Here is a 20,562-nt window from a genome sequence, read left to right as displayed (position 1 = left end):
TACCTCCTTTTCATGTCTTTTATAGCAACCGAATGTGGAGAGGACAAAATATGTTGCGCAAGGGCAACTTTTTGAGCAAAAAAATTTCTGCCGCTACAATCTTATATGCACCCACCTATTTTTTGTACACAGGACATTTTTTTGCCCATGCGCAACTTTTGTTTTATGATAATCCGTTTTTTTAAAATTGTAAATACATGATTTCTTGGACAATTTGCCTAACTCGACTTAGGCTGCAATGGTTATGTCATTGGAGCATAACAAATAACCCTTGTGTATCAAGGGTTAGACTGTCGAAGCATCTTTCAGCATACGACTATCGGCTTTCCACTTCCACAGAGACGACATGCGGCAATCGTTTTAATGAAGTATAGACTTCCGATGTGTAAATATTTTCGGCGGCTACAATCGTCATTTCCAGTTTTCTGTACCCCTTGTCTATATCCTTTACCTTCACCCGTTTTACTTTCATCTCGAGATGCTTGATCTGCTTAAAGATAGCGTCCAATTCCTGAACGTCCTCCAACATCATCACAATGTTTAAATCTCTTTTTCGCAGTGAATCAGGGCCGATAAATCGGATCAAAAATGGAAATACATTGATCGCGATGAGGATAAGCACGCTAGCAGTGACAGCCTCTATGAAGAAACCAGCTCCGACTGATATGCCCAGACCGGATGCTGCCCATACCATGGATGCCGTAGTCAATCCGGATATGACATCATTGCTCCTGCGCAGGATCACCCCTGCACCGAGGAAACCTACTCCGCTGACTACCTGTGCAGCCAAGCGCATCGGATCCATATTGGTGTGCCCTGACAACGAATACCTGTGTACGGATTCAATGGACACGATCGTCACCAGACAGCTGGCTACAGAAATGACCATGCTTGTTTTTACACCTAATGGCTTGCTCTTCAATTGTCGGTCGATCCCGATCAATAATCCTAATAATAAAGCCACTCCTAGCTTTAGAAATAACTCATAGGCCATACGCTCTCTCCCGTCCATTCACAGTTGTTTTCAGTATAATCAGCTTGCTCTTGATGTATGTATGTTTGCGCAGCCGGGATTCAGCGAATCAAACCAGAAATGCAAGACCAATCCTTCAAGACGGTCAGATCCCTTGATTGGTCAGCTTGATGACTTCCAGCAAATCTAGCTTCCTTTTGGTCTTTTCATGAAAGAGCCACTTGTCTTGCACATGATCGACGAACAGGATGCCATCCAGATGATCTACCTCGTGCTGTATGCAACGGGCAAGGAAATCCTCTCCTTCGAGAATGAACGGCTTTCCTTGCCTGTTGAGGCTTTTGACCTTTACATACTTGGCCCGCTTCACATTGCCGGCATACCCCGGGAAAGACAAGCACGCCTCTGGTCCAACCTGTTCCCCGCTCATTTCCAGGATCTCCGGATTGATCAGTTCGATCAGCCCGTCTCCGCAATCCATGACAACCACTCTTTTCAAAAAACCGACCTGTGGAGCAGCCAGGCCTGCCCGGCCCTCATCGGCATACAACGTCGCAGCCATATCATCGAGCAGCTTGATGATTTTGGGAGTGACTTGCTCTACCGGTTTGGCCACTTTTCGCAAAATCGGATCTCCGAATGGAACGATTTGTTTTTGCGACATGCGCTATGCCCCCTTCATATCCTTCGGTGCGGTGTGCACCCAGAGATCACTTGGCGAGCATTCCAATGCCGTGCATAAAGCATCCAACGTTTCCGCCTTCATCTGCTTCGGCTGACCCGTGATCAGTGCGCTGATCGATGGTGCGGACAACCGATAGTTTGCTTTTTCCTGCAGCACTCTTGCCAGCGCCGCACCTGACCAGATTCCACGTTCGGCCATCACTTTTCGCAGCATCCATTCAAGCATGTATATCCCTCACTGACGAATATTAGTTGTTGCCTTATTTTGTTAGGCATTACCTAATATACGTTACTTGGCCGAAAAAAGCTACCAAGAATTTCCCAAAAACGAATGAAAACCCGTTCCTCAAAGCAAACTACCCATTAGGAAAATATGGGCAGTATTTGTTTTTATTTCTCAAGCAAGAAGGTATCGCCATGATCAATTCACATGCTCGCCACCGCCTCGCCACCATTTCTGTATTCGGCATCACTCATTTGCAGCGGCAACATCCACTCATGGTTGCCTGGTGGTCAGCCGCTTTTCCCGGCTTTGGTCATTTCTTGCTGAATCATTATTTGCGGGCGACATTTTTAACCTTGTTTGAAGTGATGTCCAATACGATGTCGCACCTGAATGAAGCGATGGTGTTTACGTTTTGCGGAAAATTCGATTTGGCGAGGTCGATATTGCAGCCGCGATGGGTCATTGCCTACATCATTGTGTATTTATTTGCGATTTGGGACAGCTACCGGATCGCCTTGCTCCAAAACAAGCTCTGTCATCTTGCCGAGCTTGAGAATGAACGGCTGCCCAGCACGCGGCTTTTCGCGTTAGAGGTTCAGTATATGGAACAGAAAAGTCCGTTGATTGCAGCCATGTACTCCCTGTTCTTTCCGGGTCTTGGCCAGTTCTACAACCATCGTTTTGGGCTGGCATTTTACGCGATTGTATGGTGGTGGATTTACCTTACCCTCTCGCGCGCCCATGAGGCACTTTTTTATTTGATCATCGGCCGTCTTCATGAATCGACCGCCATCCTCCATCCACACTGGCTGTTATTTATGCCCTCCGTGATTGGCGGTTCTGTCTACCATTCGTACGTCACAGCCATTGAGCATAACCGTCTCTTTCGCCTGGAGCAGCGTCAGCATCTCGCGGAACGGTACCGCCACTCCAAGGTTCGCATTTTTTCGTAAGCAGGTGTCCACTCTATGTTGATCATCGGAACGTTTCAACAATCCATTGAGTTGGAGCAAGCCTTATCTGTGATTGAGAAAAGCGGTATCCCACGGGATCATATCATGGTGGTCGCGATGGATGCCAAGCCTGATGCCCCCTTTCAGCTCATGACCAAATCCCACGATCCGTATTCGAAAGCCGTGGAAGTAGGCTTTGCTACAGCGACTGCAAGCACGGTAATCGGGACGAGCTTTGGATTTATTCTGGCCTGGGGGCCTATCCTTTGCGGTTTGTTCGCCGCCATCATCGGCTTTTTTCTGGGATATGGCGTTTACAGTATCGTTGAAAAGAACCGCTCTCCACAAAAACAGTCACAGAAGCTTCCGGAAATCACGGTTATCATCCAATGTGCGGAGGAAAAATCCCACAACATCCGGGAGATTTTGTGGAGCTACCGTGCCTTGACGGTGGGACGAACTCCGGAGCCGAGCTAAATCGATGTAGGGTTTCCTCCCTCAACATCGCTCATCATGATGGAAGCCAAAATCATGCCTACAATCACCAGCTCCCCTTGCTCGATCTCGATTTCATTCACGTAACCCGTCACAGGCGACAGGATATCAATTCTTTTGCCTGTGACTGTCAGCGTGCAAAACACTTCTCCCTCTTCCACCCAGTCGCCTGATTGAAACCAGGTTCGCTCGATGGTCCCCTCGAATGGCGATATCACATCATACTTTAAACCCAATCTGCTCACCCCGCCTTATCTTTTCTTGGATTTCCTGATACTTGCGGCTGATGGTGGATTGACTCACACCCAGCATTTTTGCTGCCAGGGAGGTCGTCTTGAATTCGTCCATGGCCAGCTTGATCAATTGCTCCTCCATCGCTCTCGTCGCTTCTTTCAGCGGCATGATTTTGTTCATGCGCTGCTTCACATACTGCTTTTTCCCTTTTTTCAACAGCGGGGTGATATGGTGAGCCTCGATCAGATCCTCATCGGCCGTGACAACCAGCCGTTCCACGATATTTTGCAATTCACGCACATTGCCTGGCCAAGGATATGACTCCAGCAAATCAAGCGCATCCTGGGAAAGCTGCGTGGTACGATCGTACTTTTCATTGAACAATTGCAGAAAATGCAGGCTGATCAACGGAATATCCTCCGGCCTATCGCGCAATGGCGGAATCACAACCGGGATGACGTTCAACCTGTAGTACAGATCTTCGCGGAAGGTGCCTTCCTCTACCATTTTTTCGAGATTCTTATTCGTCGCTGCGATGATCTGCACGTCAACCTCTACCACTTCAGAACCGCCTACCGGGATGATTTCCCGCTCCTGCAATACCCGCAGCAGCTTTACCTGGAGATTGAGCGGCATTTCCCCGACCTCGTCCAGAAACAGGACACCTTTGTGCGCCATGCGGAAATAGCCTGGCTTTCCACTCGCATTCGCACCGGTAAAAGCCCCTTTTTCATAGCCGAACAATTCGCTCTCCAGCAGCGTCTCCGGAATAGCCCCGCAGTTTACTTTTACAAACGGCTTGCTGCAGCGCGGCCCCAGCTCATAGATCGTGCGGGCAAACACTTCTTTTCCGACCCCGGACTCCCCGGTCAACAGGACTGTCGAGGAGGTATTGGCGATTTTTTGGATGTATTTCATGACCTGTTCGATCTGCTCGCTGGCATAGATCAGCTGGCGGTTTTTGGCATACTGCTTCTGGTCGCGCAGATGCTCAAGCTCCTTCTTGTATTTCTCTGACATTTTTTTGGCCTGGAGCAGCTCTTCCTTCAGCATCACCGTCTCTGTCACATCCCGCAGCGCGATCACGATCCGCTCCAGCTTTCCTTTTTCGTCGAAAATCGGATTGCCGACAGCCAGCACATTTTTGCCGGATCGGCTCTCCTGTGTCACGGACACCTTGCGTTTTCGCTCGATCACCATTTTGACGATGGCGGAGAAAAACGTGCCCTCGTGCTCCAGCTCCATCAAATTCAAGCCGATCAGCTGTTCCTTGTTGATCTCCCAGAAATCCTTGATCAAATTGCCGCTGTATCGTAGCAAGACACCCTTTGCATCGAGAACCAGAATCTCGTCGTAAATGGAGGAGAGGATGCCTTGCAGATCGGTATTGAGATTTTTGACATATTCCATCTCCATCGCCATCTTTTCGATGAAAGGCAAATCCTGCAGGACGATGATGGCGCCCGTGACATTGCCATGCCGGTTGCGGATGGGGCCGAAATCAGCAAGCACTCCCATGCGGTCATTGACAATGATATGGTTTAAGACCGCTTCTCCGTTCTCCACGACCTTGAGAAAAACGTTTTGGTCGAGCAGCTCTCCTACCCGTTGGCTGCGGAGCTCATCAGCAGTCACCCGCATCATCCGCAGCGCCTCGGAGCTGAAGTTTTCGATCCGTCCATGGATGTCCGCTATAATGATGCCCATTGGTATGGAATTCAACAGGGAGCGAATCCAGTCCGTATGGGCCGATTGATTGGTCAGCAAATAGTAAAGAATGTCTTCACGATTCAAATAGCCCTCCAGCTGTCCTTCCCGATTCAGGATGACGACCACTTCTTCCCCGAACACTTTGAAAAAGTCGAGCACATCCGCTTCCCGCTGAAAGAAGGTGATATTCGTATGGTATGGCAGCTGACGAACCGCATGATTCTTCCAGGCGGGATCATTGAGGGACGGCATGATGTCCGTGTCCCGTATGTAGGCAACGATCTTTCCCATTTCCTCGGAGTCCGTAACAAACACATAGCGTTCATTGAATCGCGACATGATGTCCCAAACATCATTGGCAGAAGATTCAAACGATACGGTGTGGGCATTTCTGACGAACCATTTTGAAGCCATAGGTCCTCCCTGGGGTGTATGTCTTGTCCCTTCCATTATAATCTAGGATTGCCAGGGACGGGAAAGGCGAAAAAGAAGACCGGCATTCAGTCTTCTTTTCCAGGTTTCCCGCTTATATGTTCACCTGTGGCAATACTTTTTTGAAGGTGGCGATCACTTGGTCTGCCTCTTCATACGTGATAGTGAGCGGCGGCTCGATGCGGATGGTTTTCGCATTGATCAGTGTTCCGGCGACAAGCACGCCGTTGTCGAACAGACCCTTGGACACTTCATAGCCGATCTCGTCACTATGGAACTCGACCCCGATCAAGAGGCCTTTTCCACGTACCTCCTGAACCTTGTCGCTGTGGGCGGTTGCCGCCTCGCGAAGACCTTTCAGCAAGTACTCGCCCATCTCCACGCAGCGATCGAGCAGATTTTCCTCGATCAGCACGTTGAACGTCGCGATCGCTGCCGCACATGCGAGCGGGTTGCCTCCGAATGTGGTGGTTTGCACAAACGGATTGGGGAAAAAGCTCTTGAACACTTCTTCGGTCGCTACGACAGCTCCCGCAGGCATGATCCCGCCGCCGAACGCTTTGGCCAAGCACAGAATGTCCGGCACGACATCGTAATGCTCGCAGCAGAACATTTTGCCCGTGCGTCCCATCCCGGTTTGCACTTCGTCAAGAATGAGGAGTGCCCCGTACTGATCGCACAGCTCCCGGACCTGCTTCAGATAGCCATCCGGCGGAAGATTCACGCCGCCCTCTCCCTGAATCGGTTCCAAAATGACGCCGGCAATCTCTTCGCCGACCAGTGCGCACGCTTCAAACGTTTTGCGCAGCATGTCGATATCGCCGAAATGAACATGGCGGAAGCCGGGGATCATCGGCAAAAACGGTTTGCGGAATACTCCCTTGGCAGTAGCGGACAGCGCACCCAGACTCTTTCCGTGGAACGCTTTGGTTGTCGCAATAAAGGTAGTGCGCCCGGTGTGCATTTTGGCCAGCTTGATCGCCGCCTCCACCGTTTCCGTGCCACTGTTGGCAAAGTAGGCGTACTTCAAATCACCCGGTGTCACATCTGCCAAAATCTTGGCAAGCATCGCACGCAGCGGATCGAGAAGGTCCTGGCTGTGCAGCGGCTGACGGTTGAGCTGGTTGATCACCGCCTCCACCACCTTTGGATGACGGTGTCCGACGTTATAAATGCCAAATCCGCCCAAGCAGTCGATGTACACCTTGCCATTTACATCCATAAACGAGTTCGGGCCCGCATCCTTCCATTCCACGGCGGCGAATTGCCCGTCTTTGGTAACCGACTTGCGGTAGCCGAGGAAGCCCGGATTGACGTGATCGCGGAAATTATCAACCGTCTGGCGGGTGACCCACGCCGCTTCTTCCTCGGTGACATCCTCTTTGGCAATCAGGTCGAGCACCTGCTGCGTATAGGCATATACTTCCTGGTACCGTTCATTGATCTTCGTGGTTTCCTGCTTGTTCTCCAATGCTTTGCTCATTTGGTTTCCCTCCTGTGTATAGGCAATTGTCTAATTCTCAAACCAACCTGTTGGCTGCACCTGCAAATTGATGTTGATTTGCTTCACTTCTGTAAATTCATCGAAGCCAAACGTGCCGAGTCCGCGCCCGATCCCGCTTTGCTTGTAACCGCCCCACGGCGCTTCGTTGTAAGTCGGATGGTAGCAGTTGATCCAGGTAATGCCGGCGCGCAGCTTTTTGACGACGCGCATCGCTTTGGCGCCGTCCTGGGTGAAGACACCGCCTGCCAAGCCGTACACCGTGTCATTGGCGATGCGGATGGCATCCGCTTCATCCTGAAAACGCTGAATGGCCAGTACCGGACCGAATATTTCCTCTTGAACGATTTTCATGGAAGGGGTGGTATCTGTAAAAATGGTCGGCTCCACATAGTAGCCTTTCTCCCGCCCGTTGTCCGTGATCCGGTTGCCGCCGCACATAAGGCGAGCGCCCTCGGCCTTCCCCAGCTCAATGTAATGCAGGACTTTTTCCATATGCGCCTGACTGACCAGCGGCCCCATTTCTGTGGAGGGATCGTCACCGGCGCCGACACGGATGTTTTTCGCCCGCTCCACGAGCCGTTCTACGAAGCGGTCGTGAATGCTGTCTTCCAGCAGAAGGCGGGAACCCGCGGCACACACCTGCCCCTGATTGGCAAAAATAGCGAACAGGGCGTAATCCACCGCTGTTTCAAAGTCCGCATCAGCGAATACGATGTTAGGCGATTTGCCGCCCAGCTCCAGGGAAATCTTTTTGATGTTGCCGGCAGCGGCTTTCATGATGCTGCGTCCCGTGACCGTGCCGCCCGTAAAAGAGATTTTGTCTACGAGATGGCTTTCGGCCAGCTCGTTGCCTACGGTAGCACCTGCTCCCAGCACCATGTTGGCGACTCCTTTGGGGATGCCTACCTCGTCAATGATCTCAAACAGCTTGATGGTCGTGACCGGTGTGATCTCCGACGGTTTGAATACGATCGTATTGCCTGCCGCCAGCGCTGGAGCGATCTTCCACACCCCCATCAAGAGCGGGTAATTCCACGGTACGATCAAGCCGCAGACACCGACCGGTTCGCGGATGACCAAAGCTTGCATCGGGTCTGCCACATGGTAGGTCTGTCCGTCCGGCTTGGTCACCAGCCCTGCATAGTAACGGAAGCAAGCGACAGCATCCGCGACGTCAAAAGCGGTTTCGCGGAGCGGCTTTCCGTTGTCCAAAGTCTCCAGCCGGCCGATCTCTTCCGCCCGCTCTTCCAGCTTGTCAGCGATGGCAAACAGATAGCGTGCCCGTTCAGCTGGCGGCTGCTCCGACCAGACTCCGCTGTCAAAAGCTTGGCGGGCGACTTGGATGGCGTGCCGCGCGTCTTCCACATCCCCTTCCGCCGCCAACGCGATGATCTCTCCATTTGCGGGATTCACAATCTCACGGGTCTTTTTGCTTGCGGCATCGACCCACTCGCCGTTGATGTACATTTTCAGGTGCATCATGCTCAGAATCCTCTCCCTTTCGCTGCGCTCCTCTACGACAACACGGCACTATCGATTCCCTGTAGCAACACTTGTGCCAACCGCAAAGTCGTGAATACGCATATGGTTTTGTGTAATGATGCAATCGTACGCATGCATGCAATCATTCATTGATGATGCATATTTGCATCGGACGACCACAGACTATCTCTTGCCCTGCTTTTCCCTCAAAGCGACCAACGCGGCAAAGTCATGAATGAGTGTCGCCGCCAGAAGCGACGTAATCTGCGTCGGATCGTACGGAGGCAGCACCTCCACCAAATCAAAGCCGACGTAGTTGAGATCCGTCAGGGACCGGATCATTTGCAGCGCTTCATGGCTGGTCAAGCCGCCCACTTCGAGCGTGCCCGTGCCCGGCGCAAAAGCCGGATCGACAAAATCGATGTCAAAGGTCAAGAAGCAGGGAGTATCCCCGATTGTCGCTTTGATTTGCTGGATCACATCGTCAAAGCCGCGGCTGCGCAGCTCCTGTGTCGTGATGACGTTGTAGCCCAGCTCATAGCTCGCTTCTAGGTCGCCAGGGTGGTTGAGCGTGCCGCGAATGCCCACCTGGAACACTTTATCCGCTTGGAGCAGCTGTTCTTCATGCGCCCGGATGAACGGCGAGCCATGCCAATATTTCTCGTCATAGTACGTGTCCCACGTGTCCGTATGCGAATCAAACTGGATCAACGCTACTTGTCCGTATACTTTTTTCGCCGCCCGCAGCGAAGCCAGTGTGACAGAGTGGTCTCCTCCCAAGCCGATCGGGACGATGCCTTTTTGCATCAGATCCAGCATGGCCGCTTCCATCAGCTCGTAGCTGCGGTGGATATTGTGCGGAATGACGGGTACATCCCCGATATCAATGGCCTGGGTATCTTCAAAAGGATAGACCTGATGCGTCGGATGATACGGAAACAATGTCATGGAAGCCTGCCGTATCGCCTGTGGGGCAAACCGGGCTCCTACGCGGAAGGAAGCCGCCGTATCGAACGGCTGTCCCAGGATCGCCACCCTGGCCTTTTCTCTGGCAGACGGCAGACGCATAAACGTGCCTGTCGTGCAAAATTCCGGCTTTACGTCTGGTGAAAGTGGGTACTGCATGCTGTTACATCCTCCGTTCGTTACATGTGCTATGGATTAATTCCGGTTGAAGACAACCAGCTTCATTTCTGTCATCTCTTCGATGGCGTATTTCACGCCTTCCCGTCCGACGCCGCTCTCCTTCACACCGCCGTATGGCATGTGATCCACACGGAATGTCGGAATATCATTAATGATCACACCGCCCACATGCAGCTTTTCCGCCGCTGTCAATGCGGTATGGATATTGTCTGTGTAGATGCCCGCCTGCAGGCCGTATCGGGACTCGTTCACCAAGGCGATGCCCTCTTCCACCGAGCTGATTTTGTTGATCAGTACGATCGGAGCGAATACTTCCTGGCAGGATACTTTTTGTGCCGGGTCTACGCCCAGCAAGACGGTTGGCAGCAAGATATTCCCTTGTGCCTCTCCGCCAGTGGCCACCTGCGCTCCATGCTGACGTGCCTCCTCGATCCAAGACAGCGTGCGTTTCACATCGGCTGGGGAAATCAATGCGGATACGTCTGTTTGGGAATCGAGCGGGTCACCAACGATGAGGCGGTTGGTTGCTTCGATGAAGGCATTCACAAACGGTTCGTAGACGTCTTCATGCACATACACCCGCTGTAAGGAGATACATACCTGCCCCTGATAGGCAAATGCCCCCTGCACACAGCGCGCGATGATTTTCTCGAGGGAAACGCCTTTATCCACGATCAGTGCAGCGTTGGAGCCGAGCTCCAGCGTCACCCGTTTCAAGCCTGCCTTGTTGCGGATACCGATCCCGACCGCCGGGCTTCCGGTAAAGGTCACCTTCTGCACCCGCTCATCCGTAACGATGCGGTCACCCACTACACTGCCGCTGCCCGTCACGACGTTCAGCGCACCAGCCGGCAAGCCTGCTTCCAGCAGCAGCTCAGCCACAAAAAAGGCGGAAAGAGGCGTCTGGGCAGCCGGCTTCAAAACGATCGTATTGCCGGCTGCGATGGCCGGCCCTACCTTATGGGCCACCAGATTCATGGGAAAATTGAACGGCGTAATCGCTCCGATGACGCCCAATGGTTCCCGGACCGTATAGGCCACACGATTTTCCCCGCCCGGAGCAGCATCCAGCGGCAGTGTCTCGCCATGAATCCGCTTGGCTTCCTCGGCGGCGAATTTATACGTTTGGATCGTGCGGGCGACTTCCCCTCTTGCCGTCGCGATCGGCTTCGCTGCCTCCAGCGCGATGAGGCGGGCAGCTTCCTCCGATCGCTGCTCCATGAGCATAGCCAGCTTCTCCAGGATGGCTGCCCGTCGATGGGCCGGCATCGCTGCCATCACATGCCTCGCCTGATAAGCTGCTTCGATCGCGGCATCCACTTCCTCAATCGTGGCAGCGGGTATTTCCGCGATCGCCTCACCGCTGTAAGGAGATTGCAGCGTGACATACTGCTTTGCTTCTATCCATTCACCGTTGATTAACAATTTTTGTTTCATGCATATCACCTTGTTTGTTTTTGATATGGTTTTCCGCCCTGCGCTCTCCACCTCTTTACAGGGCCACCTCTCCGAATAGGCGATTGTGTGGCGCCAGAATCATGGAAAGCAGGACTGCAATGAGGAAAAGCTTACGTTTCATTGAAGCTGACACCCCCTTGTTCCCTTCCCCCTGCATGCAGGCGTTTTGTGTACACCGAATATTCTTGCAATAGCTGTGCCAGCTTTGGAGGCAGGCAGATACGCAGTGTATCGTCACGTTTTTATGCAAATTTGCATAATCTATGCATTTTTGCATCATGTATCGTAAGAACCCCCCTGCTTTTGACAAAGACTGATCTGCATATGAAAAAAGAGTGCTGTCTGCCCTGACAGCACTCCCGAGACTTCCCTTTATGCCAAATCCTCAAATACTTCCTCGATAATATCCAATCCTTCCTGCAGCTGCGCATCGGTAATCACCAGCGGCGACAAGATACGAATGACGTTTTTGAATATTCCAGCGCTCAACGTAATGACGCCGCGTGCGTTGCATGCGGCCACGATCTTGGCAGTCAGCTTGTCGGCAGGCGCTTTGCTCGCTTGATCCCTTACCAGCTCCACCGCGACCATCGCTCCCAGCCCGCGCACATCGCCAATCACAGCGTACTTTTGCTGCATCGACTTGAACCGCGCTATGACCGCCTCGCCAATCTGGTTGGCTCTTTCACACAGATGCTCTTCTTCCATCATTTCAATCACCTGCAGCGCTGCCACACATCCAAGCGGGCTGCCCCCATACGTGCCGCCAATCTGACCAGGATCTGGCGCATCCATGATCTCCGCGCGTCCCGTCACCGCACTGATCGGAAGCCCTGCTGCGATCGATTTGGACATGGTCATCAGATCCGGCGCCACATCGAAATGCTCCATGGCAAACATTTTCCCCGTACGGCCAAAACCTGTCTGGATTTCATCGGCGATAAACAGGATGCCGTGCTTTTCACAGATGGATTTTACGCCTTGCACAAACGTCTTGGACGGGATCACGAATCCGCCTTCGCCTTGTACCGGCTCCATGATGATGGCAGCCACTTCCTCTGCGGCTACTTCGACCAAGAAAAACTCCTCCAGCTTCTTCAAAATCTCACGGTCGACATCCTCAGGAGAAACCCCATGCTCGGCACGGTAGTAATATGGGTACTGCATCTTGTACACGTCCGGGGCAAACGGTCCAAAGCCGTACTTGTAAGGCTTTACCTTGCTTGTCAGCGACATGCCCAGGAGCGTACGCCCGTGGAACCCGCGCTCGAAGGAAATCACGGCTTTTCTCCCGGTATACTTCCGGGCGATTTTAATGGCATTCTCCACGGCTTCCGCTCCACTGTTCAGGAAAAAGGTCTTTTTCGTGTGAGTGCCAGGCGTAATCTGATTGAGCTTTTCCGCCAGCGCCACATAGGGCTCATACATCATCACATGGAAGCAAGGATGGATGTACTTGTCCAGCTGTGCTTTCAGGGCTTCCACCACTTTCGGCGGACAATGCCCCGCGTTCAGCGTGCCGATCGCACCGGCAAAATCGATGAACGTATTTCCGTCCACGTCGGTCAAAAGCGCGCCTTCTCCTTTTGCGGCAAAGCTGGCGACTGTCGTAAATGGTCCGCGCGGCACGTTCTTTTCTTTTTTCTCCAGCAGAGCCCGTGCGTTCGGCCCGGGAATCGTCGTCTGGATATTGACAAAGCTTTTGGTAGCACTTTTCAACACAATCTCCTCCTCTATCGTCGTCATCATGTTCTCACCAGCAAATTGCGTGCCAAGCCAGCATCCCTTCCGATTACTGCACCCAGCCCCGTACATACGCCGCTTCTGCCAGCCGCTTTACCGCTACCATGTACACGGCCTTGCGCATGCTGACACCGTATTGCTGCGAGGTCTCGACAGCCTTGCGGAAGCTTTGTTCCATTTTCTCCTGCAGCAGCTTATCAATGGTCGCGCTGTCCCAGTAAAATCCTTGATTGTTTTGCACCCATTCAAAATAGGAAACGATAACACCGCCTGAATTCGCCAAAATGTCAGGCACGACCACGATTCCTCTCTCCTCCAGGATGCTCTCCGCCTCTGCCGTGGTCGGTCCGTTTGCCGCTTCAATGACGATTTTGCACCCGAGCCTCGCCGCATTGTCCTTGGTAATCTGTCTGCCCAAGGCTGCCGGAATCAGGATGTCGCATGGCTTCTCCAGCAGCTCCTGGTTGCTGATTTTGTCCGTAAACAAGTGTGTCACCGTACCAAAGGAATCCCTGCGATCCAAGAGACTCGGGATATCCAGCCCGCTCTCCTTGTAGATCGCACCATTCGCATCGCCGATTCCGACCACCCGCGCACCCTGCTCGTGCAAAAAGTTCGCGAGATAGCTGCCCACATTGCCAAATCCTTGGATGATCACGCGCGCTTCCCGTACCGGAATCCCCTTCATCCGCGTGATCAGATTGTATATATGATAAAGACCTTTCGAGGTGGCCGTCTCTCGTCCGACCGATCCCCCCAATACGAGCGGCTTGCCCGTAATAAAACCAGGCGACTCGAATTCTCTGATCTCACTGTATTCATCCATCATCCAGGCCATAATTTGCGGATTGGTGAACACATCAGGCGCGGGAATATCCTTTGTCGGCCCGACGATCTGGCTGATCGCCCGCACGTAACCACGGCTCAGGCGCTCCAGCTCCCCTGTGCTCATTTGACGCGGATCGCAGATGACTCCGCCTTTCCCTCCGCCGTATGGCAAGTCGGCGATGCCGCACTTCAGACTCATCCAGCCAGCGAGCGCCTTGACTTCATCCGCCGTGACCCCAGGGTGAAAACGAATTCCTCCCTTGGTCGGTCCCACCGCATCATTATGCTGGGCGCGATACCCTGTAAACACCTGTGTCGTCCCATCATCCATGCGCACAGGAATCCGCACCTTGAAAAATCGAAGCGGCTCCTTCAGCAGATCATAGACTGCCTCCGAATATTGCAGAAGCTCGCATACCTCACGCAGATGCTGCTGAAATTCCTGTAGCGGATTGCTCTTTTCTTCGTGAAGCTGGCTGATTTCTTTCGCTTGCACCGACATCGTTAAACACCTCATGACCAATTATTTTTATGTGGCTCCCTTTGATGCCTAAGCAAGTGGTATGCCAACCGCAAGCTTCTGATATTTGTGGAAGCGCCTCCAATCGATTTATGCAAGACTGGGTAACGTATGAATTTTTGCATAGATAGACACACCTCTGCCTGTACGATCTTTTACGGTCACACTTCAAAAAGCGGGCTTCCTTTCGTTGGCACATGATTTGCTAGAAGTAGTCGATGTTCGATCATCGCGTCATGGGCATTGGACGCATAGGGGGGCTGAAGCATGAAACAAACGGCTGAGGCAAAAAAGAATCGCAGCCGTGCAGTTGGAGGAATTGCACGATTATGATCGGGAGAACCGGATAGGATTGAAAAGATGCAAAAAAATGACAGAATATTTTATAATGTCAGTTATTAAATCGCTTACAGATAAACATTGCAAAGGGGATTGGTCATGCAAAATAGCGTTGAATATAAAGCTCCTGCACTGCAACGAAGTCTGAAACTATGGCAAGTCATTGTATTGGGCCTTGGATATCTCACCCCGATCACCGTTTTTGACACCTACGGCATCGTCTCGCAGGAAACGAGCGGACACGTGCCTTCTGCCTATATCCTCGCTCTCGCAGCGATGCTGTTTACCGCTTCCAGCTACGGAAAAATGGTCAGGCAGTTTCCGGTAGCTGGCTCCGCCTATTCTTATACCCGTCAAACCATCAATCCCCATTTGGGCTTTTTGGTCGGCTGGGTTTCTCTCCTAGACTACGTTTTTCTGCCCATCATCAATGTGCTGCTGGGCAAAATCTATCTGTCCGCAGCCCTTCCGATGGTTCCCGATTGGATTCTTGGCATTCTCCTGGCGCTCGTCACTACCGCCATCAACTTTCGCGGGATTCGCTCAACCGCGAATATCAACGGTCTGCTGGTCGTTTTCCAGGTCGTTGTCGTTTCCGTTTTCGTCTGTTTGGCCATTTCTCACATGACAACCGGCGTGAGCGGAGCCAGTCCATTTACGATCAGGCCATTCTATGGGGAAGAGCTCTCCTTTCCTACTCTGCTGACGGGGGCAGCCATCCTCTGCTTTTCTTTTCTCGGCTTTGATGCTGTGACCACCTATACGGAAGAAGCGGTCAACCCGATGAAAACCATCCCGCGAGGCATCTTTTTAGTGGCATTGATCGGCGGCATTATCTTTATCACTTCTTCTTATTTCACCCAGTTGGCCTTTCCGGACCTGAGTCACTTCAACAATCCGGACTCGCCTTCTCCGGAAATGTCGATGATTTTGGGGAGTGATCTCTTTTACTCCATCTTCGTGGCAGGCAGCATCACAGCCGCACTGGCGTCAGGCATAGCCTCCCACGCGAGCGCATCCCGCCTGCTGTATGCGATGGGCAGGGAAAACGTCCTCCCGCAAAAGCTGTTTGGCCAATTGCACGCGACCAAAGGAATTCCCGTAGGCAATGTGTTTTTTGTCGGGGCATGTTCGCTTGCTGCGCTTTTCCTGGATCTGGAGACGGCGCTTGCCTTCATCAATTTTGGCGCCCTGACCGCTTTTACTGCGGTAAACGCATCGGTCATCAGCCACTACTATATCCGCCTGAAAAAGCGCTCTCTGCGGGATACGTACGCTTATTTACTCTCTCCGCTGATCGGAGCCAGCTTTGTCGCCTTCCTCTGGTTTAATTTGGATAGCCAGGCGCTGACTCTCGGCTTCGTCTGGACGCTGGCAGGCATTGGCTACCTCTTGGTTACCACCCGGTTCTTCCGAAAGAAACCACCTGTTATCGATTTTGAGGACGCCCTGTAAGATTGGGTGATTTGAGCTTGAAAGGAGACTATCATGGCCTTTGACTATCTGTACGATCAATCCGAAACGCTGCTTTCCCGCTTTGTCACGTTTACGACGGAGCATAATCGATATGACTTGGGCTTTTTCTACTCCCAGCACTTTGACGGAAAAAGCTTTGTGCTTTCCCTGCAAAATATGCGTGCCGTCTTGATCTCCTCAGACGAGATCGCGCTTGATTCCAATTGGATAGGCAAGCTGGATATCCGCATCGAGGACGTGGAGGTTGTCACCGCCTTTTTGAAAAAGACGCTCTCTTCCGTATTCAAGCATGATGATCTGGACTAAAAGGGAGACGGAAAGGAACGAGCAAAGAAAGGAACGGATAAAGTGGAAATTACCATTGAAATCGTAAGCACCTGTCATGGCGTTGTAGACCGGTTGCTGCAAACGGAAGGGGCCTATATATGCGAGCACGAGCCTCTGTGTCTCATTAAAAGCAGCAGCGGAAAAATGATAGAGGTGCCAGCTTCCTTCAGCGGGTACCTGAGGGCTTTTTCTTTCAAACAAGGAGACCGCGTGCAGCCCGGGATGGTCATCGCGCTCCTGACTGAGAGCTCCCATCAGTTATGCGCTAGCAGTGATTAGACAGTTGCATACCTCCACCAAGAAAAAAGCAGGCGCTTGCAAATGCGCCTGCTTTTTTATGGAAAACTAGCTAGAAAGGATCTTTTTTATTCACATGCGAAAAGAAGAAGGATAAGCTCAATGAAACAAAGCCAAAACATTACCAACCCCAAAAGGAGTTCTCCATGAAGACCATTTTCTCCATTTACCGGACAGATCTCAGAAATATCGTGACCAACTGGGCTGCAGCCATCATTATTCTAGGACTGATCATTCTTCCCTCTCTCTATGCCTGGTTCAATATCAAGGCTTCTTGGGACCCTTACGGAAATACAGCCGGCATTTCCATCGCTGTGACCAACAAGGACAAAGGAGCAACCATACAAGGCAGAAAGATACAAGTCGGGGAGGAAATCATCGCCTCTTTGAAAACGAACAAGCAGCTAGGCTGGACCTTCGTAGACGAATCCACGGCTCTCAGAGGCGTTCAGCACGGAGAATATTATGCCAGCATCACGATCCCGGAAGATTTCTCCGCCAAGATTGCGACCGTCCTCACCGATGAGCCGACAAAAGCAGAGATTCTTTATTATGTAAACGAGAAATCGAATGCGATCGCACCGAAAATCACCTCAAAAGGGGCTTCCGGGATCATCGAGCAAGTGAACAGCAATTTTGTCAAAGTCGCCAATGGCGTTATCTTTCGCATCTTCAATGAATTAGGAGTGGAGCTGGAGAAGGAGCTGCCCACGATTCAGAAGGTAGTGGAGCTTATTTTCCTGCTGGAGAAGCACTTCCCGGAGATGGAGAAGGCTGTCAATGTGGCCCTGAATGACGCTCAAAAGGCACAGGAGATCGTACAAACGGCCCAAAACACCATGCCCATCGTCGAGCAGCTTGCCAAAGACGGGGAACAGTTAACCGTAGGGATTGGCCAATTATTGGAGCATAGCGAGGATGCCTATACCACATTAAAGCCTCTTGTAAAACAAGAGCTGCAGCTCTTGCAGGAGGCAGCCCAGTCAGCGGAAGAACTAACAGGAATCCTGCAGGATGCAAAAATCGATACCGCTACCCTCCAATCAACGGTTGATCGGGTTTCACTCCGCTTGATGATCGGGGCAAAGATCGCCAGCAGCCTCAGTCACTTTTTGGGGCACTTGGATCAAAGCTTACCCGGTCATCCGTTTCGCCCGGCCGCTGCTAAATTTGACAATCTAGGGGAGAGAATGAGTAAACAGCTCGCCCTGATCGAAACCATTGAACAAGCCGTCAAGGATGGAAAACAGCCGGCAAAGGATTTAGTCAACCAACTGCACACCCTTTCACAGGATACCTCGGCCTTTCTGGATACACTCATGCCTTACTATGACACGGTCCTCGAGCCACAACTGGCCAAAACGCTTGATACGGCCAAGCATTCGGCAGAAAATGCCCAGACTGTCCTGCAAGAGGTGAACCGTACCTTGCCCGAAATCGAGCGAATCCTGACTGATGCACAGAATGGACTGGTCACAGGAACGGAAAAAATTGAGGAAATCCACGAAGCGCTTCCCGGCATGAAAGCGAAAATTACCCAAGCGGCTGATAAGATTCGTGCGTTTCAAGCCCAAGAAAATCTGAACGAGATGATCGATTTGCTCAAAAACAACTATGAAAAAACAAGCCGTTTCTTTGCCGAGCCTGTGGTCCTGAAAGAAAACAAATTCTTTCCGATTCCCAACTACGGCTCTGCGATGTCACCGTTCTTTTCAACACTTTCTTTATGGGTTGGTGCCCTGCTGCTTGTCTCATTGCTCACCGTAGAGCTTCATGGACATGAAGCTCCATTGAAAAGCTTCCACATCTACTTCGGGCGTTTTTTGACTTTCCTAACGATCGCGCTTCTGCAGTCTCTGGTGGTCACGACAGGCGATATGTATGTGCTCGGCACCTATGTGGCGGATAAGCTTTGGTTCGTTCTGTTTGGACTTGTGATCAGCGCCGTCTTTATGCTCATTGTCTATACCTTGGTCTCTGTTTTTGGCAATGTCGGAAAAGCGATGGCGATTATCCTGCTTGTCCTGCAACTGGCGGGATCCGGGGGAACCTTTCCGATCCAGCTTACCCCCGCCTTTTTTCAAGCGATCAATCCCTTTTTGCCTTTCACCTATGCGATCAGCATGATGCGAGAGGCAGTGGGCGGCGTCCTCTGGGATATCGTGCAGCGAGATTTGTTCATGCTTGCTTTCTTCGCCTCGATCTTTCTGGTCATTGGTCTTGCTCTGAAAAAAATCATTAACCGTTCCAGTGCACGTCTGGTCAATAAGGCAAAGGAGAGCAAGCTGATTCACTAGGGATATTCAAATATGCAACCGCAAAAAAACCGAGGCTGGCACCTCGGTTTTTTGCAGGAACGAACCTATACGGAATTCTTGGTATCTTCCGCTTTCTTTTAAAAGGAACTATCTGCAAGCTCCCGAATCTGTTCTTTCGCATGCTGATCGCAAACTCCCCCGTGATAGCAAATGACTGCATCCACCTCAAGCTCCAAAAATCGCTGCAGCGAGCGCATCGCAGTCTCCATATCCGGTGTAGTTTGACTGACAGGTCCACGCAGGCGCCCATCCACACAAATCATCGCATCGCCTGCGATAAGCGTTTTGCTTTGCTCCACATACAGACTGATGTGTCCGGACGTATGTCCAGGCGTGTGAATGACGCGGACTCCTCCGGCCATCGGGAGCACTTCTCCATCGGTTACGACCCGATCGACATTTGCTTTCGGCGGATTGGCAAACATCTGCAGCGCTTTTCGCCGCTCCTCCTCCGGCAGAAACGCCAGCACCTTGCTCATTTGCTCAGGATTCGTCTTGAGAAGCGGCAATTTCCCCTCGATATAAGGCTTATCGAGCTCATGGGCATACACTTCCACGCGCCCATCCAAGTCACGGAGTATTTCGGGCAGACTGCCAATGTGGTCGAAGTCCTGATGGGTGACAATCACTGCTTTCAAATGGCTCACAGCAACGCCCAGATCTGACATGGCCTGGCGAATTTGCGGCCACGTTCCCGGCATACCTGCATCCACCAAAACGGCAGCGTTCTCATCCCACATAAGAACGGGGTTCAAGACATCGCGCCGCCCCACTCCCTCTACTTCCACCTGAATCATCTCAACACCATTTGCAATTTTCACGAAATCCTCCCTTTCCATTCCCGACTGACATACGGTTGCCAATTCCCAGTGGTGAGTGTCTTATTTTTATGTAACACACAGGAGGTTTCGTGTAAATAACAAAAATATATATCATACCATAAATAAAATTATTTGTCAATGACCATATCATGCATCTTTTTCTGCAGTTTCACTTTTCGAAGGTTCGCTGTCCAGATTTTGATAAATCTGGTTTAGCACTTTCGTAAAAACCTCCAAGTCCTTCTCCGAAATATTGCGAAGCGCGACCGCGTCTACATCAAACGCTGCTTTCTGCCAGACCGGGAACAATTCTTGAGCCTCTTGTGTCAAAGACACTTTCCGTTCTCTTTTATTTTTCCCCTCGGTGCGCACGACCCACCCCAGCTCTTCCAATCTTGCGAGCGTTCTGGTAATGGTTGGAGCCTCTACATTCAAGTAATTGCTGATCTCAACCTGCGTCGAACAGCCATTGCGATGCAGGAAGGAAATGATGGCCAATTGAGAACTGAAAATACCCAAATCATACAATTTCTCATTAAACTTCTTGGTAAAAATTCGTGCAGTCTGATTGATTCTATGACCGTAAGTCTGCATTG

At 51.6% G+C, this 20,562-nt stretch carries 19 protein-coding genes; 6 read left to right on the top strand and 13 right to left on the bottom strand.

Features of this window, described 5'->3' with window-relative positions; all coding sequences use genetic code 11:
* Positions 1 to 316: 316 nt before the first annotated feature.
* The 3 genes from EIZ37_RS06430 to EIZ37_RS06420 form a co-directional block, all read right to left on the bottom strand.
* Positions 317 to 994, bottom strand: coding sequence for an MgtC/SapB family protein (locus EIZ37_RS06430; protein ID WP_134683750.1), 678 nt, complete (start codon positions 992 to 994; stop codon positions 317 to 319).
* Between the two features lie 124 nt (positions 995 to 1,118).
* The gene (def, locus tag EIZ37_RS06425) at positions 1,119 to 1,637 is read right to left on the bottom strand and encodes a peptide deformylase (protein ID WP_134683749.1); all 519 of its coding nucleotides are present in this window, start codon (positions 1,635 to 1,637) and stop codon (positions 1,119 to 1,121) included.
* A 3-nt stretch (positions 1,638 to 1,640) separates the two neighbouring features.
* Positions 1,641 to 1,883 carry a helix-turn-helix domain-containing protein gene (locus tag EIZ37_RS06420; protein ID WP_134683748.1) on the bottom strand — a complete coding sequence of 81 codons (243 nt, stop codon included), beginning with the start codon at positions 1,881 to 1,883 and terminating at the stop codon, positions 1,641 to 1,643.
* Between the two features lie 191 nt (positions 1,884 to 2,074).
* Here EIZ37_RS06420 and EIZ37_RS06415 point away from each other — a divergent pair, with 191 nt between their 5' ends.
* Together EIZ37_RS06415 and EIZ37_RS06410 are read left to right on the top strand one after the other, a co-directional pair.
* The gene (locus EIZ37_RS06415) at positions 2,075 to 2,836 is read left to right on the top strand and encodes a DUF5683 domain-containing protein (protein WP_134683747.1); all 762 of its coding nucleotides are present in this window, start codon (positions 2,075 to 2,077) and stop codon (positions 2,834 to 2,836) included.
* Positions 2,837 to 2,851: 15 nt separating this feature from the next.
* Complete coding sequence (locus EIZ37_RS06410) at positions 2,852 to 3,313, top strand: hypothetical protein (protein WP_134683746.1); 462 nt, start codon at positions 2,852 to 2,854, stop codon at positions 3,311 to 3,313.
* On the opposite strand, the gene EIZ37_RS06405 is transcribed toward EIZ37_RS06410, so the two are convergent.
* The 8 genes from EIZ37_RS06405 to EIZ37_RS06370 form a co-directional block, all read right to left on the bottom strand.
* Positions 3,310 to 3,576, bottom strand: coding sequence for a biotin/lipoyl-containing protein (locus tag EIZ37_RS06405; RefSeq protein WP_235827904.1), 267 nt, complete (start codon positions 3,574 to 3,576; stop codon positions 3,310 to 3,312). The two genes, EIZ37_RS06410 and EIZ37_RS06405, sit on opposite strands and share 4 nt — an antisense overlap.
* The gene (locus EIZ37_RS06400; RefSeq protein ID WP_134683745.1) at positions 3,551 to 5,689 is read right to left on the bottom strand and encodes a sigma 54-interacting transcriptional regulator; all 2,139 of its coding nucleotides are present in this window, start codon (positions 5,687 to 5,689) and stop codon (positions 3,551 to 3,553) included. Before EIZ37_RS06400 ends, EIZ37_RS06405 begins: the two co-directional genes overlap by 26 nt.
* A 112-nt stretch (positions 5,690 to 5,801) precedes the next feature.
* Complete coding sequence (locus EIZ37_RS06395; RefSeq protein ID WP_134683744.1) at positions 5,802 to 7,190, bottom strand: putrescine aminotransferase; 1,389 nt, start codon at positions 7,188 to 7,190, stop codon at positions 5,802 to 5,804.
* Between the two features lie 30 nt (positions 7,191 to 7,220).
* Positions 7,221 to 8,693: an aldehyde dehydrogenase family protein gene (locus tag EIZ37_RS06390; RefSeq protein WP_134683743.1), complete on the bottom strand. Its 1,473-nt coding sequence runs from the start codon at positions 8,691 to 8,693 to the stop codon at positions 7,221 to 7,223.
* Between the two features lie 183 nt (positions 8,694 to 8,876).
* Positions 8,877 to 9,818 carry an agmatinase gene (gene speB / locus EIZ37_RS06385; RefSeq protein WP_134683742.1) on the bottom strand — a complete coding sequence of 314 codons (942 nt, stop codon included), beginning with the start codon at positions 9,816 to 9,818 and terminating at the stop codon, positions 8,877 to 8,879.
* Positions 9,819 to 9,854: 36 nt separating this feature from the next.
* Positions 9,855 to 11,276, bottom strand: a complete 1,422-nt coding sequence (locus EIZ37_RS06380) for an aldehyde dehydrogenase family protein (protein WP_134683741.1) — start codon at positions 11,274 to 11,276, stop codon at positions 9,855 to 9,857.
* A 393-nt stretch (positions 11,277 to 11,669) separates the two neighbouring features.
* Positions 11,670 to 13,016 carry a 4-aminobutyrate--2-oxoglutarate transaminase gene (gabT, locus tag EIZ37_RS06375; RefSeq protein WP_134683740.1) on the bottom strand — a complete coding sequence of 449 codons (1,347 nt, stop codon included), beginning with the start codon at positions 13,014 to 13,016 and terminating at the stop codon, positions 11,670 to 11,672.
* A 73-nt stretch (positions 13,017 to 13,089) separates the two neighbouring features.
* Positions 13,090 to 14,370, bottom strand: a complete 1,281-nt coding sequence (locus tag EIZ37_RS06370) for a Glu/Leu/Phe/Val family dehydrogenase (protein ID WP_134683739.1) — start codon at positions 14,368 to 14,370, stop codon at positions 13,090 to 13,092.
* A gap of 456 nt (positions 14,371 to 14,826) precedes the next feature.
* Between EIZ37_RS06370 and EIZ37_RS06365 the strand changes: the two genes are divergently transcribed.
* The 4 genes from EIZ37_RS06365 (at position 14,827) to EIZ37_RS06350 (ending at position 19,124) form a co-directional block, all read left to right on the top strand.
* Entirely contained in the window at positions 14,827 to 16,182 is a 1,356-nt protein-coding gene (locus tag EIZ37_RS06365; protein WP_134683738.1) for an APC family permease, read from the top strand.
* A 33-nt stretch (positions 16,183 to 16,215) separates the two neighbouring features.
* Positions 16,216 to 16,509: an SAV0927 family protein gene (locus EIZ37_RS06360; RefSeq protein ID WP_134683737.1), complete on the top strand. Its 294-nt coding sequence runs from the start codon at positions 16,216 to 16,218 to the stop codon at positions 16,507 to 16,509.
* Between the two features lie 42 nt (positions 16,510 to 16,551).
* Positions 16,552 to 16,809, top strand: coding sequence for a hypothetical protein (locus EIZ37_RS06355; RefSeq protein WP_134683736.1), 258 nt, complete (start codon positions 16,552 to 16,554; stop codon positions 16,807 to 16,809).
* A gap of 164 nt (positions 16,810 to 16,973) precedes the next feature.
* The gene (locus EIZ37_RS06350) at positions 16,974 to 19,124 is read left to right on the top strand and encodes a YhgE/Pip domain-containing protein (protein WP_134683735.1); all 2,151 of its coding nucleotides are present in this window, start codon (positions 16,974 to 16,976) and stop codon (positions 19,122 to 19,124) included.
* A 98-nt stretch (positions 19,125 to 19,222) separates the two neighbouring features.
* Here EIZ37_RS06350 and EIZ37_RS06345 read toward each other — a convergent pair whose 3' ends face one another.
* Both EIZ37_RS06345 and EIZ37_RS06340 read right to left on the bottom strand, forming a co-directional pair.
* Positions 19,223 to 19,966, bottom strand: a complete 744-nt coding sequence (locus tag EIZ37_RS06345) for an MBL fold metallo-hydrolase (protein WP_134683734.1) — start codon at positions 19,964 to 19,966, stop codon at positions 19,223 to 19,225.
* 147 nt (positions 19,967 to 20,113) lie between these two features.
* A complete protein-coding gene (locus tag EIZ37_RS06340) occupies positions 20,114 to 20,560 on the bottom strand; it encodes a MarR family winged helix-turn-helix transcriptional regulator (protein ID WP_134683733.1) in 447 nt (148 codons plus the stop codon).
* Positions 20,561 to 20,562: the final 2 nt, after the last annotated feature.

It is taken from the genome of Brevibacillus migulae, from assembly GCF_004521915.1.
GTDB classification, from domain to species: Bacteria; Bacillota; Bacilli; order Brevibacillales; family Brevibacillaceae; genus Brevibacillus_F; species Brevibacillus_F migulae.
Note: the sequence above shows the minus strand (reverse complement) of the source record. Positions and strands in the feature narration are given on the sequence as shown.

What these genes read in the sequence shown, in the direction of transcription:
- EIZ37_RS06390 (WP_134683743.1), bottom strand. Translation starts at nt 8,693, where the DNA reads ATGATGCACCTGAAAATGTACATCAACGGCGAGTGGGTCGATGCCGCA.
- EIZ37_RS06380 (WP_134683741.1), bottom strand. Translation starts at nt 11,276, where the DNA reads ATGAAACAAAAATTGTTAATCAACGGTGAATGGATAGAAGCAAAGCAG.
- speB (WP_134683742.1), bottom strand. Translation starts at nt 9,818, where the DNA reads ATGCAGTACCCACTTTCACCAGACGTAAAGCCGGAATTTTGCACGACA.
- EIZ37_RS06415 (WP_134683747.1), top strand. Translation starts at nt 2,075, where the DNA reads ATGATCAATTCACATGCTCGCCACCGCCTCGCCACCATTTCTGTATTC.
- EIZ37_RS06360 (WP_134683737.1), top strand. Translation starts at nt 16,216, where the DNA reads ATGGCCTTTGACTATCTGTACGATCAATCCGAAACGCTGCTTTCCCGC.
- EIZ37_RS06430 (WP_134683750.1), bottom strand. Translation starts at nt 994, where the DNA reads ATGGCCTATGAGTTATTTCTAAAGCTAGGAGTGGCTTTATTATTAGGA.
- def (WP_134683749.1), bottom strand. Translation starts at nt 1,637, where the DNA reads ATGTCGCAAAAACAAATCGTTCCATTCGGAGATCCGATTTTGCGAAAA.
- EIZ37_RS06340 (WP_134683733.1), bottom strand. Translation starts at nt 20,560, where the DNA reads ATGCAGACTTACGGTCATAGAATCAATCAGACTGCACGAATTTTTACC.
- EIZ37_RS06400 (WP_134683745.1), bottom strand. Translation starts at nt 5,689, where the DNA reads ATGGCTTCAAAATGGTTCGTCAGAAATGCCCACACCGTATCGTTTGAA.
- EIZ37_RS06420 (WP_134683748.1), bottom strand. Translation starts at nt 1,883, where the DNA reads ATGCTTGAATGGATGCTGCGAAAAGTGATGGCCGAACGTGGAATCTGG.
- EIZ37_RS06410 (WP_134683746.1), top strand. Translation starts at nt 2,852, where the DNA reads ATGTTGATCATCGGAACGTTTCAACAATCCATTGAGTTGGAGCAAGCC.
- EIZ37_RS06395 (WP_134683744.1), bottom strand. Translation starts at nt 7,190, where the DNA reads ATGAGCAAAGCATTGGAGAACAAGCAGGAAACCACGAAGATCAATGAA.
- EIZ37_RS06370 (WP_134683739.1), bottom strand. Translation starts at nt 14,370, where the DNA reads ATGTCGGTGCAAGCGAAAGAAATCAGCCAGCTTCACGAAGAAAAGAGC.
- EIZ37_RS06365 (WP_134683738.1), top strand. Translation starts at nt 14,827, where the DNA reads ATGCAAAATAGCGTTGAATATAAAGCTCCTGCACTGCAACGAAGTCTG.
- EIZ37_RS06350 (WP_134683735.1), top strand. Translation starts at nt 16,974, where the DNA reads ATGAAGACCATTTTCTCCATTTACCGGACAGATCTCAGAAATATCGTG.